We start from the raw sequence: 15147 nt of genomic DNA, 5'->3' as shown, positions 1-15147 counted from the left end.
AATACACTTCCAATGAAAATACCGATAATTAATAACCAAACAAAGTCATACTTTCTATAACCCTATTAACGTCCCTAATGTTTAATTTTTATGTTATTGCACCAAAGGTGACATGACATTACTCTCTATTTGTACTTTAAATAGTCATCTAATTACTTTAGATATATAAAAAATCGCATTGGAACTGTGATATTCGATCCATTTCACAAATATGATATCCGAATAGAACAAAAAAGAAACAAACTGAAATGTTTTCGCACCATTTTGGTGCTTATGCACTATTTTGGTTATATCTAATTACCTAAAAATAAATATAATCAATCAGTTACGGAAAGTTCCATTAAACACATTTTGTTACAATTGATTACCTGTTTATACCTATGTTTCTACAAGTTTACCGTTTTAACTTTTTGTGCTTAATGCTAATGTCTCTTCGCTTTACAAGACAGGTAACTATAAAAAATTAAAAACTAACTTTTATGAGGCTGAAAATTTAATTCAGCCCGATGGGTTTGTTTTATTAAAATTTAAAGGAAAATTAATGATGAAGCGCAGTTTACTGGCCTTGGCGGTCACCTTGAGTATCGTTCCTACTCTTTCAAATGCAGCAGAGATTTATAATAAAGACGGCAATAAGCTGGATCTTTATGGCCGCGTAGCCGCTAAATATCTTTTCTCAAACCATAATAACGCTGACGATACCTATGTGCGTTTCGGTTTTAAGGGTGAGACACAGATTAATAGCCAATTGACCGGTTTCGGCCAGTGGGAATATAACGTAGCCGCTAAAAATGCAGAATCACAGGGCGACAAAGGCAATAAAACCCGCTTGGGTTTTGCTGGTCTAAAATTTGCTGAGTTTGGCTCTTTCGATTACGGCCGTAACTATGGTGTAGTTTATGATGCGCTGGCCTATACCGATATGCTGCCAGAGTTCGGTGGCGACTCAATCGCTTATACCGACAACTACATGACAGGTCGTTCTACTGGTTTGGCAACTTACCGTAACTCTGACTTCTTCGGCCTGGTTAAAGGTTTGAATGTTGCAGCTCAGTATCAAGGTCGTAATGACGATGGAGATACCACTAAGAATGAGCGCGCAATCCAGAAGGCTAATGGCGACGGTTTTGGTTTGTCTGTTGATTACCAAGACATCGAAGGCAGCGGTATCGGCTTTGCGGGTGCATACTCTTCTTCCAATCGGACCTTAGGCCAAAAAACATTGGCTGACAGTGCGACAGGGGATAAAGCTCAGGCTTGGGCTACTGCACTGAAATATGATGCAAACCAAGTTTACATCGCAGCAATGTACGGCGAAACGCTGAACATGACGCCATACAAAGCACTGATTGCGAATAAAACCCAGAACGTTGAATTGGTCGCTCAATACCAGTTCGAAAATGGCATTCGCCCGTCCATCGCTTATGTCCAGTCTAAAGGTAAAGAACTGGCAGTTGTTGGCGATGCAGATTTGCTGAAATATGCTGAAATCGGTGTGACTTACTATATTAACAAAAACATGTTTGCCTATGTTGACTACCAGATTAACTTACTGGATGAAGACAACAATCCACTGGGCCTGGGCACTGATGATACTGTTGCAGTTAACTTGACTTACCGTTTCTAAGTTAACTTAGCAGTAATTATTACCCTTTTCTGTGTCGGAAATAGGTGAATTAAAAAGGCGGGATTAACCCCGCCTTTTTTGCATTTATTACCGACTGAAAACTCAGTGAGTGGAATGTTACGTTTCAGCGTTGATAGTGCTGTTCACCCCATGACAACATGATATGAATTAACTGTTCGAGTAACTGCTGCAAATGCGTGGCTCGCTCAGGTCGGTAGTGATAAGGCTCAGTTTCAGACATATAGTTTAACTGGGATAATTCCAGTTGCACGGCGTGTTGCTGATTCTGGGGCAGACCATATGCCCGAGTTATATGACCACCTTTAAAGCGCCCATTCAATATATGGCTGAAGGTGGATTGATGTTGACAACATTCAATTAATTGCTTGCTTAATGATGGGTCACAACTGACACCACTATTGGTACCAAAATTCAAATCGGGTAATTGTCCTTCAAATAATCTCGGAATAACTGATGCAATTGAATGTGCATCTAACAGCAATGCATAGCCAAACTGTGCTTTAAGCCGGTCCAATTCGGATTGAAGTTGCTGATGATAAGGACGCCAGATATGTAACAGGTAAGATTGACGCTCCTGCGGCGACGGTGTTTTGTCTGAGATAAAACAAGGTCGCCCATCGAACAACGTTTCGGGGAATAAGCCAGTTGTTGCTGTGGTATACAGTGGTTGATCGTCCTCTGGGCGATTAAGGTCAACGACTAAGCGAGAGTAATTACCTATTAGTAAGCTGGCCCCCATATTTCGGGCAAAATCATAGAGACGAGGAATATGCCAATCAGTATCTGATAAAGGGCGTGCGGCAGCTGTTAGGCCAGCCTCCACCACGGGGGTTAGTCGGGTGCCGGCATGAGGAATGCTGATTAATAAAGGCAGTTTACCGGAGTGAAAACTTAACGGGTCAGTTAGATTCATGGGCGAACCTCTCCTTGGAAAACGACAGTCGCAGATAATTGGCCACCTAGCCAGTAAGCTAATTCGGCCGGGCGGGATAGTGGCCAATGGACCCAATTTGCCAGTTTGCCAATTTCCAATGTGCCTTGAGTCTCTTGCAGACCAAGTGCCTGAGCGGCATAGCATGTGACACCCGCCAACGCTTCTTCCGGTGTCATACGGAATAAGGTGCAAGCCATATTGAGCATCAAACGCAAAGAGAGTGCAGGGGAGGTTCCTGGGTTGGCATCGCTGGCCAAGGCCATTGGCACACCATACTGGCGAAACAGTTCAATGGGGGGGCATTGTGTTTCACGTAGCAAGTAATAAGCACCTGGTAGCAATACCGCCACAGTACCCGCATGGCACATGGCTTGAACATCTGACTTCGTGGCATATTCAAGATGATCGGCCGACAATGCATTAAATTTTGCTGCAAGAGTACTGCCACCAAGTGCCGACAGTTGCTCGGCATGCAGTTTGACCGGCAAACCGACTTTCTGGGCGGCCAAGAATATGCGCTCGACCTGTGCCGGTGAAAATGCCAAGTGTTCACAAAATGCGTCAACGGCATCGGCCAACCCCTCTTCAGCTACCCGAGGAATGACGGTATTACAAACGAAATCAATGTAGTCGTCTGCTCTGCCGGCAAACTCAGGTGGTAAAGCATGTGCTGCCAAACAGGTTGTTTTAACTGTAATGGGGAGTAATTCACCCAAACGGCGGGCAACCCGCAGCATTTTTATTTCACTTTCAAGACTAAGGCCATAACCGGATTTTATCTCTATGCAAGTCACGCCCTCGGCAAGAAGAGGTTTCAGCCGAAATAAAGCTTGTTCGAGCAATTGTTCTTCACTGGTATTCCGTGTTGCCCTAACCGTCGAGATAATCCCACCACCATTAGCGGCAATCTCTGCATAGCTGACCCCATTAAGGCGTTGCTCAAATTCAGCACTGCGATCACCGCCAAAGACGAGATGTGTATGGCAATCAATTAAACCAGGGGTAATCAGGCCACCTTGAAAGACGATCTCACGTGAGGCATGGAGTGCTGGTAACTCTTTATGTGGCCCAATCCAGACTATTTTACCGCCTGTGACCGCTATTGCTCCTTGCGGTATCAGATGATATTCCCCTCCACACATGGTCACGATATCGGCACCGTACCACAAACTGTCACAGTGAATTACTGACACCATCTCACTCCTTCAAGCTATACCCTTTATACCCGACGCCACAGCGCTATTCACTGATTGAATCACTGGCGTAAGTCAGTGCTCCGAAATTGATTTGTTGCTATAGCGTTAATGATGGCGAGTACACAGCGAAATTAAGTTGTATATACAATCATGGACAACCTAGCGCATAAAGTCACTATCAGCAAGATAGAGATTTAAACAATTGCGTAACACTTCGCAGTTCTCACAGAGAAATAAAATTGATCAGGACGTCACGGTGCCTTGTGGGGTAAAACGACCATAGAGTTGATAGCGTGAGCCTGGATACAGTAATTGCGCCGCAGTGACGACGACTTTTCCATACCAGGTTCTTCGGCGAATCAACAGACAAGGCTCATGCTCATCCAATTGCAGCAGTTGTCGCTCAGTCTGGCTCGGGATCACGGCTTCAACAATATGTTCACCTTCAGTCAGAGGCGCGGCTTGTGTGAGATAGCTGTAAGGAGTTATGTGATTGAAATCCTGCTTCATATAGTCGGGGGCCGTGCTTGGGTTAACACAGCGATTTTCGACTTGAACAGGGAAGTCATTCTCATAATGCACAATTTGCGAGTAGAACAACTGTTGACCGGGCAGGATCCCCAACGCTACCGCTTCTTCAGGGGTTGCCGGGCGAGCTTCTAGTTGCAGAATTTTACTGCTGTGGCGATGACCTCGAGCGGTTATCTCGTCAGCAATGTTATGAACTTCAAGTAAGGCACTGTGCGCTTTTGCTTCAGCAACAAAAGTTCCCACGCCTTGCATACGAATAAGGAAACCTTCATTGGTTAATTCACGTAACGCACGATTGATGGTCATACGGCTGACCCCCAGCTCAGCAACGAGCTCGCTTTCTGAGGGAACGCGTTGATGGGGCTGCCAGACCTCGCTTCTGATCTGGTGGATAATGGCCAACTTAACCCGTTGATAAATTGGCGCAGGAGTATCGTCCATTGCGGCACTTAATTGTAAGACTTTTTGTTGTTCCGCCACGGCGTTAACCTCGTCAAATAAAAAGTTTATATGCTAAGTCTACGGTTGAATTTAGCGTATGTATATGTATATACAAGTGAGTGGTTTAATTAATTGACGCCGCTGCTGCTTAGCGCGTTTGACTCTGAACAAAATATTGGGATATCGCTATGCCAGTTTATTTTACCGAGCGTGCTTTCTTACCGAGTGGATGGGCAGATAACGTACAAATTACTGTTGACGAACTGGGGTATATTCAGCGCATTGTGACCGGCAGCAGTGGTACTGGTTGTCAGGTTTTATCCGGCCCAATAGTACCAGGCATGCCGAATCTTCACTCCCATGCCTTTCAGCGCATGATGTCTGGATTAGCCGAAATCGCCGGTAACCCACAGGATAGCTTCTGGACTTGGCGAGATCTGATGTATCGACTGGTACAGCAATTAACACCGGAAGATGTTGGTGTGATTGCCCGTCAACTGTATATCGAGATGCTGAAAGGTGGCTATACGCAAGTCGCAGAGTTTCATTATTTACACCACGATCCCGACGGTAATCCATACAATTGCCCAGGTGAAATGACCGCTCAACTGAGTCAGGCCGCGCAAGAGGCGGGTATCGGGATGACATTGTTACCCGTATTGTACAGCTACGCGGGGTTTGGTGCTCAGCCTGCTCAGCAGGGGCAGCGCCGTTTTATTCAGAGCACCGATAGCTATCTCAAACAGCAGCAGGTTATTAGTAAACAATTGGTTAATCAGCCATTACAAAACCAAGGTTTATGTTTTCATTCTTTGCGCGCCGTAGAACTCAGCCAAATGCAGGAGATCCTACAAGCTTCGGATAATCAATTACCGGTACATATTCATATTGCTGAGCAGCAAAAGGAGGTCAACGACTGTCTGGATTGGAGTGGGCAGCGCCCCGTTGCATGGTTGTATAACCATTTGTCAGTCGACAGCCGCTGGTGTCTGATTCATGCGACACATCTGGATAAATCCGAGCTTGTTCGTTTGGCAGAAAGTCAGGCTGTGGCAGGATTATGCCCGACTACCGAGGCTAACCTTGGTGATGGTATTTTCCCTGGGGTCGATTATCTGCATTATCAGGGGCGCTGGGGTATCGGCTCAGATAGCCATGTTTCATTGGATGTAGTGGAAGAATTACGTTGGTTAGAATATGGTCAGCGCCTGCGTGATCAACGCCGCAATCGTCTGACGAGTGAGCAATATCCTGCCGTGGCTGATTTGCTTTATAGCCAAGCTTTAGCGGGAGGACGACAGGCTTGTGCCAGCAAAATTAGTCAGTTAACCGAAGGCTACCGCGCTGACTGGTTAGTATTGGATGGCGATGATCCTTATATTGCTGGTACAAAATCGGCATCTTTGTTGAATCGGTGGTTATTTGCGGGGGGCAAATCGCAAATTCGCGATGTTTATGTGGCAGGCAAAGCGGTAATAGTGGATAGATATCATCCAATGCAACAGCAATCTGCACAGGATTTTCTGACGGTATTGAAAGCCTGTCAACAGGAGGTCTGATGAGCTTTACCCTTTTTGATTTTGCCAGCTTACCCGTTAGCCGTTGGCGAAATGGCGGCGGCGAAACCCGTGAAATAGCATGTTGGCCCGTTGGTGGAGATGATTTTGCCTGGCGTGCCAGCATTGCTACAATCGAACAGGATGGCCCGTTTTCAATGTTTTCGGATATCGATCGGTCAATTACGCTGCTATCAGGTGAAGGGGTTGAACTATCCAGCCCAGGCTGGGAGGCACATACTCTTTCCAAGCCGTTGCAGCCGTTTGCTTTCCCCGGTGATATCCCTATTCATGCGCGTTTATTAGGGGGGAGTAGTCAAGACTTTAATATTATGACGCGGCGCGGTTGCTGGCAGGCATCGGTATCGTCGGTGAGTTCGGCACAAAAACTCCCTGTTTCCCATAGTGGATTGATCTACGTTGTGAAGGGAAACTGGCTTGTTTGCCATACCGAAACACACCAACTTACTGCTTCGCAAGGCTGTTGGTGGTTGCCTGCAATTAAGGGAGGGCAATTACAGCCTCTTACTGCGGATAGCCATTTGCTATGGGTTGATTTATTTCCTTGGCGGTAAAAGGGAATGTTTTTTGTAATTTTCATTACAAACCAAAGTGATGCAATTCTTTGGGGTTACTTTTTCACATGCAAGACTGCTATAACTGATGCTCACATAGATACTGTGGGCATCACCGCTATACCTGTTACAATTTCCCTCTGCCACACAAACTGCAACTAAGAAGATTTCCTCATTGCCAAGGCATGCGCTTGGTTACTCGATAGTGTTCAAATTACCAGCATTTGTTAGATCCATGTCATAGTTTTGTTATTTGCTCTGCGCAAAACACACATTTCGGTTGTTTGGTGTTAAAAATTTCAATAATCTTAATTATGAAATAAATATTTAAAAAAAGAGGTGATAGATGGAAGAATAGATAATAAAAAACTAACCAATTGTTTTATATTGATTATTTGTGAATTTCAAGCCGGGAATGGGGCGTTTGCATTCACGGAAGTGCATTGAAGTGCCTAAAATAACTATTTTTATCTTCTGCGAGTCATGCAGTTATAAAAAAATATTTTCAATAAGCAGGCGCTGAGATGTTAATGCATTCCACTTTTGAAGGGTATAGTTCATGAAGCTGAAAAAAATCATTATCGCCTCACTCGCTATTTGTCTGTTGCCATTGGGTGCTTATGCTAAAGATCTTAAAATTGGCGTTTCCATGGCTTACTTCGATGATAACTTCCTAACAATATTACGTCAGGCTATGCAAAACAAAATGAAAGAAGAAGGGAATGTCACTGGGCAATTCGAGGATGCAAAAGGGGATATTGCCCAACAAATTCAGCAGGTAGAGAATTTTGTCAGTCAAGGGGTCGATGCCATTATTCTGAATCCGGTAGATACTCAAGGTGTAAAGCCAATGATCAAATTAGCTGAACAGGCGAAGATACCATTGGTTTTTGTGAATCGCCGTCCTGAAATAACGTTACCAGCTGGTATGGCCTATGTGGGATCAGATTCTGAGCTTGCAGGTCGTCTACAGATGGAGGAATTAGCGAAGCTGATGGGGGGGAAAGGTAACGTAATGATCCTGATGGGGGAACTCTCGAGTGAGGCTACTCGTGATAGAACTCGGGGAGTAGAGAAAGTTGCAGCTCAGTATCCAGATATTCATATCATTGATAAGCAAACTGCAAAATTTTTCCGCAAAGAAGCGGTAGACGTTACCACTGATTGGGTTTTGTCTGGGCAACAAATAGATGCCATTGCATCAAATAATGATGAAATGGCCATTGGGGCTATTTTAGCCTTAAAACAAGCGAAGAAAAATGGCGTAGTAATTGGTGGCATTGATGGCACACCCGATGCGCTTGAGTTTATTAAGAAAGGCGATTTGAATGTCAGTATTTTCCAAGATGCTAAAGGTCAAGGAGAAGGCGCTGTAGAAACTGCGATTAAATTAGCCTCCGGCCAGAAAGTTGAAAGCAGTGTTATGATTCCTTATCAACTCATCACTAAAGATAATTACCAAGACTTTGCTAATAAAAATAAAAAGTGAAAACAACCTTTTCCCCTGGCTAATAGTTAATTATAAAAACACAGAAATAAGTTAACTTTTCAAGTCAAATTTTTATACATGAAAAATCAAATATTCATTAAATATATTTTAATGGATAGGTGGTGCCGTATTTATTGTTATCACTTTTTTGATAAGTACGGCGCTTACCCACTGAGCGTATTATGATGACCAAGGAGATGATGATATGTATCCTTACATTCTCGAGGCTGAAGGCATCAGTAAGCAATTCCCTGGTGTCAAGGCATTGAATAAAGTGGGCATTAAAATAAAAGCAGGAAGTGTCCATGCATTAATGGGAGAGAATGGCGCAGGAAAATCGACCCTGATGAAATGTTTGATAGGAATATATCATCCTGATGAAGGCTCAATAAAAGTAAAGGGCGAAACGGTTAGCTTCAGTGATACATTAGATGCACTCCATGCTGGTATTGCAATGATTCATCAAGAGCTAAATTTAGTCCCGCATATGACGGTGGCAGAAAATATTTGGTTGGGGCGAGAGCCCGTTCATTATGGTTTTGTTAACCACGATTTGCTCAATAGCAAAACCAAGGATTTATTAAAGCATTTAAATATAAAATTGAAACCAGATATGCTGGTTGGTGAATTGAATATTGCTAGCCAACAAATGGTAGAGATTGCTAAGGCTGTTTCTTATGATGCAGATGTTTTAATAATGGATGAACCGACATCAGCGCTGACCGAAGGTGAGGTTTTTCATCTGTTTGCGATTATTACTGAGTTAAAAGAACAAGGGAAAGGCATTATCTATATCAGCCATAAAATGGATGAAATATTCGAAATTACTGATGAGGTAAGTGTTTTCCGCGATGGCATGTTTGTTGCCACAGATAAAACGGAAAACCTGACAAAACAATCATTAATCACCATGATGGTCGGTCGTGAACTTACTCATATGTTCCCAAAATTTAATAATAATATTGGTGAAGAAGTTTTGCGAGTTAATGAGTTACGGCGAGATGGGTTATTTCGCAATATCTCATTTTCCGTAAAACGAGGCGAGATATTGGGTGTTGCTGGTTTGGTTGGCGCAGGTCGTAGTGAGGTTATGGAAAGCTTATTTGGTATGCATCCTGCGGACAGTGGTGAAATTTTTATCGATGGTCTGCCAGTCAATATCGACTCCCCATCAAAGGCTATTGAACAAGGATTGGCTTTTCTTACCGAAGACCGAAAGAAGTCAGGGTTATTCTTAGTCTTGTCTGTGGTTGAGAATATGAGCATCGTAAATCTTTCTGAGTACATTAATACAAAAGGTTTTGTCAGTCATGGACAAATGGCTCAAGACTGCATGGAGCAGATTAAAAAATTAAACATCAAAACACCTACGATGGATCAAATAATTAATAATTTAAGTGGCGGTAATCAACAAAAGGTGCTCATAGCACGCTGGTTATTAGCTCAACCCAAAATACTTATTCTGGATGAACCCACTCGAGGTATTGATGTTGGGGCAAAATCAGAAATTTATCGTTTAATTAGTGAACTGGCGAACCGTGGTGTAGCCATTATTTTAGTTTCCTCTGAGCTACCTGAAATTCTTGGTATGAGTGATAGAGTTATGGTCATGCACAGCGGACACATCACTGGAATATTAGACAAACAAGATGCTAGTCAAGAAAAGATAATGGCCCTGGCCTCAGAATAATTACTGGAAGGTAACGATAATGAGTAATGTTAAATTTGCTAAATCATTAACGGTTGAGTCAACAAAAACACATTCATTCATGTCTGGATTTAAAGGGAAATTACCTAAAGATACCGGTATTTTTATTGTCATGATCGGTATTGCATTGATTTTTGAGTTCCTTGGCTGGTTTATTCGCGACCAATCATTTTTATTGAATCCTAATCGGCTATTATTGATCGTTCTGCAAGTGGCTATTATAGGTATCATTGCCGTCGGAGTGACACAAGTTATTATCACTACCGGCATTGATCTCTCATCCGGCTCTTTAATTGCATTAACGGCTGTTGTCGCGGCGAGTCTGGCACAGACATCAGAAAGTATTTCACCTATGTATCCGCACTTATTGGATTTACCCGCGGCTATCCCTATTATTGCAGGCATAGGGGTCGGGATACTGTGTGGATTTATTAATGGTTTCTTGATAACCCGTACAGGTATTCCTCCCTTTATCGCTACATTAGGAATGATGGTTTCTGCCAGAGGACTTGCCCAATATTACACTAAAGGCAATCCGGTAAGTTTTCTCTCCGATGATTTTACCGCGGTTGGGCAAGGTGCTATGCCCGTTATCATTTTTTTGGTTATTGCGGTGATATTCCATATTGCACTGAAACACACCCGTTATGGTAAATACGTCTATGCCATCGGCGGGAATATGATTTCAGCAAAAGTATCAGGCATTAACGTTAATAAATATCTGGTAACGGTTTATACCATTGCCGGGGGATTAGCTGGCTTGGCGGGCGTGGTTTTGGCCGCCCGGGTGAGTAGCGGGCAATCAAGCATGGGCCAATCTTATGAATTGGATGCGATTGCGGCTGCCGTTATTGGTGGTAGCAGCTTGATGGGTGGGGTCGGTCGTATCACCGGTACAGTAATTGGCGCCGTAATCTTAGGACTGATTAAGAGTGGTTTTACTTTTATTGGTGTGGACTCCTACATTCAGGACATTATCAAAGGCATCATTATTGTCAGTGCCGTCGCCATAGATATGCATCGTAACCGCAAGAAGCGCTAACCGCAGTCGGCGCGATTAAACCAGTAGCACTAACAGCCTATCATTCTGCTGTTGAGTGCTACTGGGGTTTGAGGCCAAATCACGCAGAAAACACACTAATATCGGAGTTATTTTTTATTTCAGATAATTTTTTATAGGATGATGTATCAGTTTTTACTAATGCATTGGCTTACAGATAGTCACCGTTTAGCGAAAATAATCCAATAAATCAATTAACTCTGTTCTAGAGTATTACAATTCCATTTGTCACTCACGGTGTTGCTTTACTGTCATAAATACGCCTCCACACCCAGCTTAGCATCTTGGCGGTATCACCCGACTCAGGCAATTGGGTAATTTCTGGTGCTGCTGCCCAGTGGCCACTTTCATCTATGCCAGCAATGTCATAGCGGAAAAAATAATCGGGCTCTAACCCCATTCGCAGATCTGCAAGGGTCAGCCGAAGCTCGCCATCCTCACGTCGCTGAGCGTGAGCGGCGATAAACCCATGTGTGAACCACAATAGACGTTTCAACTGCGGTACGGATGTCAACTGCGCCAACGCCTGGTTGTCGCTTTCGTGAAAAGTAAATTGCATCGCTCCCCGATCCGCGACAAGGGATCGGTCACCGAGCCAGTAGCCATCCGGTACCATCACAATCACCCGCCAAGCCAGCGTGTTGAACGGAAGCGGTGTAGAAAAACGCGGGGCATTCTGCAAGTTCAGAACAGCCAGGCTTTGCGAGGCTACCCGGTCAACCAGAGATTTGGCGGCAACACTCCAAGCCAGGTAGGCCGAGCTGACGAGCAAGCCTGCTACCAACCAATTGCGTGCCGCCCTGTCTCGGCCTGAGCCACTCGTTTGCTGCGTAGTTTTATATGGTGAAAGCTGCCAGGCAGCCATAACCCCTATCAACAACGGCACTGTATACAACGGATCAATGACGAAGATTGTCGCCCACATGACGGGTGGGGTCTTCATGGGCCATAGCACCTGCGTACCGTAGGCGGTAAAGGCATCCAGCAACGGATGTGTTATCAGGGCTAGCCAGATCGCCAACAGCCACCGCAATGGGGCACCTCGAACCAGCGAACTGCGAGACTTGAGCAAGAGCCAAAGCAGCAATCCCAACAACGTTAGCATCAAGAGTGAATGCGATGGACCACGGTGCCAGGTCACTTCTGTAACCACATCACTGCTGAATACTTTGAACCAGAGCACGTCCAGATCGGGCAAAGTACCGAGTACTCCACCCGCCAGTATTGCCTGGCGTCGATGATGTTGGGGGACAACAAGTGCGGCGACACTGCTGCCAAGAACAATCTGAGTTAATGAGTCCATGGCAGATTCCAACGGCTTGGTTTACTGATCTGTTGGGCATCTTGTGCTTTTATCCATCGGTCATGCAGCCATTGTTCCGTTTTGCGGCGAGCGAGCAGGGTTGCCCATTCCAGATCGCGCTCGAACAGCATCGGTTTCTCATCGCTACCGATGATGACCCAGAACCAACGCCCATCAGCCAGATTGCGTGCCTTGAATTTTAAACCGGTGAGTTGGACAGTCTCGTTACGGCCTGGGTGTGATAAGCGAATAGGTTCATCATGGAGAGTAACAGACGCTCTCCCTAGGCTGGTCAGCAAGTCGGGCGCAGCCTTACGCAAGAACTCTGCCGCAATCTGCTCAGCGCGCTCACGAGACGGTAACGGTTTTCCTACTAGGTCGAGCGAGATGTTGGCAAAACCCTTGAGTGTGCCATCGGCGGCGATCACCGTACTAAAGTGTTCTCCCTCCAGGAAGGCATTGCGCTCATCGCGCCTCTCGTAACGGCTGAGTGCGGCGGGTTGACCATCCAGAGTGACCGAACGCTGACTGGTTTGATGATGAGTATCTGGGATGCTGATCGGGTTATCTCCAACCGCACCGGAGGCTGTTTGCAACGCGAAAGCAGACAGAGCAGCGGTAAGCCCTAGACTGATGCGGAACACCAGGATCCAACGGCAGGAAGTCAGAATTGAAGAGAGCGAAGAACGGATAGAATTCATGATTTCCTCGTGGATGAAGCAAGCGATGCACTGCCCGCAACGCAGACAGTGGCCAGTAAAAGTGCCACCGCAAGCCCCACCAATAGCGGGACGAAACCGGGCACCCAGGACACGATAAATGGACCGATGCTGGCTCCGATAAACAGGACAAAACCATTGAGGGCCATGCCCGCTGCGCGGTTAGGTACCGCCAGATCACCAAACTGGGTGATCATTGCCGGAATAGCGAGAGCGACGCCGACCACGAAGACCAGACTCCCAATGGCAATACCGGTCAGCGATTGCGCTAACACAGCCTCTAGGGCCAAGCCCACGGCCGCAACCAGATAACCTGCACCCGCAACGCCCGGCATCCCGATCCGAGCAGCAAGCGGCCCGACCAGCAAGGCGATGAACATCCCTGGCAATCCAACCAAGCGCAGTGCAATGACTGTGGCAGGAGAAAGGTTCAAGCCCGCCAGATGCGGCCCCAACGCCGTATACATCGCAACGAAAGACAGGAGAAGTGTGATGTGTGCAAATGACAGCAGCAGAATGGCAGGCCGCACGGCAATTTTGCCCAATGCTACGAAACGATGGCCCAGATGACCCTCAACGATAGTGCGTGCCGGTTCCTTTATCATCAACGCAATTAATGGAAGCATGACCACAAGACCGCCTCCCGTGGTCAGAAATACCCAGAACCAATCCCATCGTAACGCCACCCAGGCCGCGAATACTTGCCCAAGGATGCCGGCCACGAGGAAAGACGTAGACATGGCCCCGATGGCGGTTGCTCGGTGACGTATCCGCACCGCTTCAGCAAGATAGGCCAGTGCTACCGGGGCAAAACTGGACGCTGCCAGCCCCTGTAACATCCGAAGTCCCGCCAACCATGGCAACGAAGGCACGAAGGCGCAGGCAAGTGTGGCAATCGACAGGGCGCTCAGCCCCATCAGCATCACTGGCCGACGACCATACTGATCCGATAACGGCCCCCAGAGCAGGAACCCGCCAGCATAGGCCAGGCTGAAACAAGTGGCCAGCGCGAACGAGACGGCCCCCGGTGTTGCCGGGCTGAAAGAGTGACCGACGTACGTCAGCAAAGGGATTGCCAGGTAAAGCTGGGTCAGCACCAACAGGGCGACCGCGACCAGTAGCGTGACACCTGGCCCACTCGCGTAATGAGCTGGTCTGAGGTGAGGGGGCTTGCTGAAGGTCTCATCAGCCAAGCCTGAGAATTGCGTATTTTCAGCCATGGAACTCTGCTTCCGATATCGGTACAGCACCCCCAACGATGACGGAATGTACCTGACGTGCAGTATGCAGTTCCCAGAATTGGTCAGCGATGTCCATTGGTGCGACGGTATCACTTTTACCCACACCGCCCGGTGTTCCCTCAACGAAGCCGTTGACGATCACCTCACCGACATGAATGTCATGTGACGCGAGGGTATGCGCCAGAATATGGGTAGTTTTACGTTGAGCTGCAACGCTGATGGCAATCGCAGCATAATCGATGGCGAACGCATTGATTTGTGGGTCATCGAGCGCCATGACGCCGCTGGTAACCAGTACGGTACCTTTTGATGCCGCAAGGTCGTTCCTGCTCTCTTGTACGGCGGTGATGTAGCCAACAACGCGAAGATCGAAACTCTTGCTCAGATCTGCGGGCTGAGTGGACAGCAGGTCACCTTCGATATCGAGAAAAACGTTCCAGTGCAGGATACCTATAGGCCCCATTATCTCATGTACGTCCGTGACGGCATGTCGAATCGCTTTAACATCGCTAAGGTCGGCTGGGAAAGCGCGAGCCTGGATGCCTTCGGCGGTCAATTCCGTTACCGCATCAGCGAGACGCTGAGCATTGCGCGCAATCAAGGCTACGGGATGACCCGCCTTACCAAAACGGCGAGCGACTGCATGGGAAATACCCGGGCCATATCCACAGATGAGGATGGTGTTTTTCATAGTTCAGACTCCGATTATAAAGTAAAATTACAACTCCAACGTTTTAGTTGGAAAT

Annotated in this window: 13 protein-coding genes; 6 read left to right on the top strand and 7 right to left on the bottom strand. The window is 46.4% G+C overall.

What is annotated here, in order from left to right:
• Positions 1 to 541 precede the first annotated feature (541 nt).
• The gene (locus V1955_RS12200; RefSeq protein ID WP_083159048.1) at positions 542 to 1627 is read left to right on the top strand and encodes a porin; all 1086 of its coding nucleotides are present in this window, start codon (positions 542 to 544) and stop codon (positions 1625 to 1627) included.
• Between the two features lie 124 nt (positions 1628 to 1751).
• Here the strand turns inward: V1955_RS12200 and hutG are convergent, their stop codons facing one another.
• The 3 genes from hutG to hutC all read right to left on the bottom strand — a co-directional run bounded on the left by hutG (position 1752) and on the right by hutC (position 4789).
• Positions 1752 to 2561, bottom strand: coding sequence for an N-formylglutamate deformylase (gene hutG, locus V1955_RS12195; protein WP_083159047.1), 810 nt, complete (start codon positions 2559 to 2561; stop codon positions 1752 to 1754).
• Positions 2558 to 3778 (bottom strand): imidazolonepropionase, encoded by a 1221-nt coding sequence (gene hutI / locus V1955_RS12190; RefSeq protein ID WP_372569110.1) that lies wholly within the window; start codon positions 3776 to 3778, stop codon positions 2558 to 2560. Before hutI ends, hutG begins: the two co-directional genes overlap by 4 nt.
• 243 nt (positions 3779 to 4021) lie before the next feature.
• A complete protein-coding gene (hutC, locus tag V1955_RS12185; RefSeq protein WP_083159045.1) occupies positions 4022 to 4789 on the bottom strand; it encodes a histidine utilization repressor in 768 nt (255 codons plus the stop codon).
• 149 nt (positions 4790 to 4938) lie between these two features.
• Between hutC and V1955_RS12180 the strand changes: the two genes are divergently transcribed.
• The 5 genes from V1955_RS12180 (at position 4939) to V1955_RS12160 (ending at position 11120) form a co-directional block, all read left to right on the top strand.
• Positions 4939 to 6309, top strand: coding sequence for a formimidoylglutamate deiminase (locus V1955_RS12180; RefSeq protein ID WP_442820937.1), 1371 nt, complete (start codon positions 4939 to 4941; stop codon positions 6307 to 6309).
• Positions 6309 to 6881, top strand: coding sequence for a HutD/Ves family protein (locus V1955_RS12175; RefSeq protein ID WP_083159043.1), 573 nt, complete (start codon positions 6309 to 6311; stop codon positions 6879 to 6881). The genes V1955_RS12180 and V1955_RS12175 overlap by 1 nt, the downstream gene beginning before the upstream one ends.
• Positions 6882 to 7440: 559 nt before the next feature.
• Positions 7441 to 8370 (top strand): sugar ABC transporter substrate-binding protein, encoded by a 930-nt coding sequence (locus V1955_RS12170; RefSeq protein WP_083159042.1) that lies wholly within the window; start codon positions 7441 to 7443, stop codon positions 8368 to 8370.
• 205 nt (positions 8371 to 8575) lie between these two features.
• Positions 8576 to 10060 carry a sugar ABC transporter ATP-binding protein gene (locus tag V1955_RS12165; RefSeq protein WP_083159041.1) on the top strand — a complete coding sequence of 495 codons (1485 nt, stop codon included), beginning with the start codon at positions 8576 to 8578 and terminating at the stop codon, positions 10058 to 10060.
• A 19-nt stretch (positions 10061 to 10079) separates the two neighbouring features.
• On the top strand, positions 10080 to 11120 hold the full coding sequence (locus tag V1955_RS12160) for an ABC transporter permease (RefSeq protein WP_083159040.1): 1041 nt from the start codon (positions 10080 to 10082) through the stop codon (positions 11118 to 11120).
• 250 nt (positions 11121 to 11370) lie between these two features.
• Here the strand turns inward: V1955_RS12160 and V1955_RS12155 are convergent, their stop codons facing one another.
• From V1955_RS12155 to V1955_RS12140, 4 genes are read right to left on the bottom strand one after another with little or no spacing between them, the layout of a single operon-like run.
• Positions 11371 to 12441 (bottom strand): metal-dependent hydrolase, encoded by a 1071-nt coding sequence (locus tag V1955_RS12155; RefSeq protein WP_442820936.1) that lies wholly within the window; start codon positions 12439 to 12441, stop codon positions 11371 to 11373.
• Positions 12429 to 13142, bottom strand: a complete 714-nt coding sequence (locus V1955_RS12150) for a hypothetical protein (RefSeq protein WP_442820935.1) — start codon at positions 13140 to 13142, stop codon at positions 12429 to 12431. The genes V1955_RS12155 and V1955_RS12150 overlap by 13 nt, the downstream gene beginning before the upstream one ends.
• On the bottom strand, positions 13139 to 14380 hold the full coding sequence (locus V1955_RS12145) for an MFS transporter (protein WP_372569114.1): 1242 nt from the start codon (positions 14378 to 14380) through the stop codon (positions 13139 to 13141). The genes V1955_RS12150 and V1955_RS12145 overlap by 4 nt, the downstream gene beginning before the upstream one ends.
• A complete protein-coding gene (locus V1955_RS12140; protein WP_083159037.1) occupies positions 14373 to 15092 on the bottom strand; it encodes an SDR family NAD(P)-dependent oxidoreductase in 720 nt (239 codons plus the stop codon). Before V1955_RS12140 ends, V1955_RS12145 begins: the two co-directional genes overlap by 8 nt.
• Between the last annotated feature and the right edge of the window lie 55 nt (positions 15093 to 15147).

It is taken from the genome of Yersinia sp. 2545 StPb PI, assembly GCF_052217125.1.
Lineage (GTDB): Bacteria > Pseudomonadota > Gammaproteobacteria > Enterobacterales > Enterobacteriaceae > Yersinia > Yersinia enterocolitica_E.
The sequence above is the reverse complement of the archived record's forward strand: the minus strand, read 5'-3'. Positions and strand labels throughout refer to the sequence as shown.

Excerpts from the sequence above, each read along its gene's own strand:
- V1955_RS12200 (WP_083159048.1), top strand. The coding sequence starts at position 542 with ATGATGAAGCGCAGTTTACTGGCCTTGGCGGTCACCTTGAGTATCGTT.
- hutG (WP_083159047.1), bottom strand. The coding sequence starts at position 2,561 with ATGAATCTAACTGACCCGTTAAGTTTTCACTCCGGTAAACTGCCTTTA.
- hutI (WP_372569110.1), bottom strand. The coding sequence starts at position 3,778 with ATGGTGTCAGTAATTCACTGTGACAGTTTGTGGTACGGTGCCGATATC.
- V1955_RS12180 (WP_442820937.1), top strand. The coding sequence starts at position 4,939 with ATGCCAGTTTATTTTACCGAGCGTGCTTTCTTACCGAGTGGATGGGCA.
- V1955_RS12175 (WP_083159043.1), top strand. The coding sequence starts at position 6,309 with ATGAGCTTTACCCTTTTTGATTTTGCCAGCTTACCCGTTAGCCGTTGG.
- V1955_RS12170 (WP_083159042.1), top strand. The coding sequence starts at position 7,441 with ATGAAGCTGAAAAAAATCATTATCGCCTCACTCGCTATTTGTCTGTTG.
- V1955_RS12165 (WP_083159041.1), top strand. The coding sequence starts at position 8,576 with ATGTATCCTTACATTCTCGAGGCTGAAGGCATCAGTAAGCAATTCCCT.
- V1955_RS12160 (WP_083159040.1), top strand. The coding sequence starts at position 10,080 with ATGAGTAATGTTAAATTTGCTAAATCATTAACGGTTGAGTCAACAAAA.
- V1955_RS12155 (WP_442820936.1), bottom strand. The coding sequence starts at position 12,441 with ATGGACTCATTAACTCAGATTGTTCTTGGCAGCAGTGTCGCCGCACTT.
- V1955_RS12150 (WP_442820935.1), bottom strand. The coding sequence starts at position 13,142 with ATGAATTCTATCCGTTCTTCGCTCTCTTCAATTCTGACTTCCTGCCGT.
- V1955_RS12145 (WP_372569114.1), bottom strand. The coding sequence starts at position 14,380 with ATGGCTGAAAATACGCAATTCTCAGGCTTGGCTGATGAGACCTTCAGC.
- V1955_RS12140 (WP_083159037.1), bottom strand. The coding sequence starts at position 15,092 with ATGAAAAACACCATCCTCATCTGTGGATATGGCCCGGGTATTTCCCAT.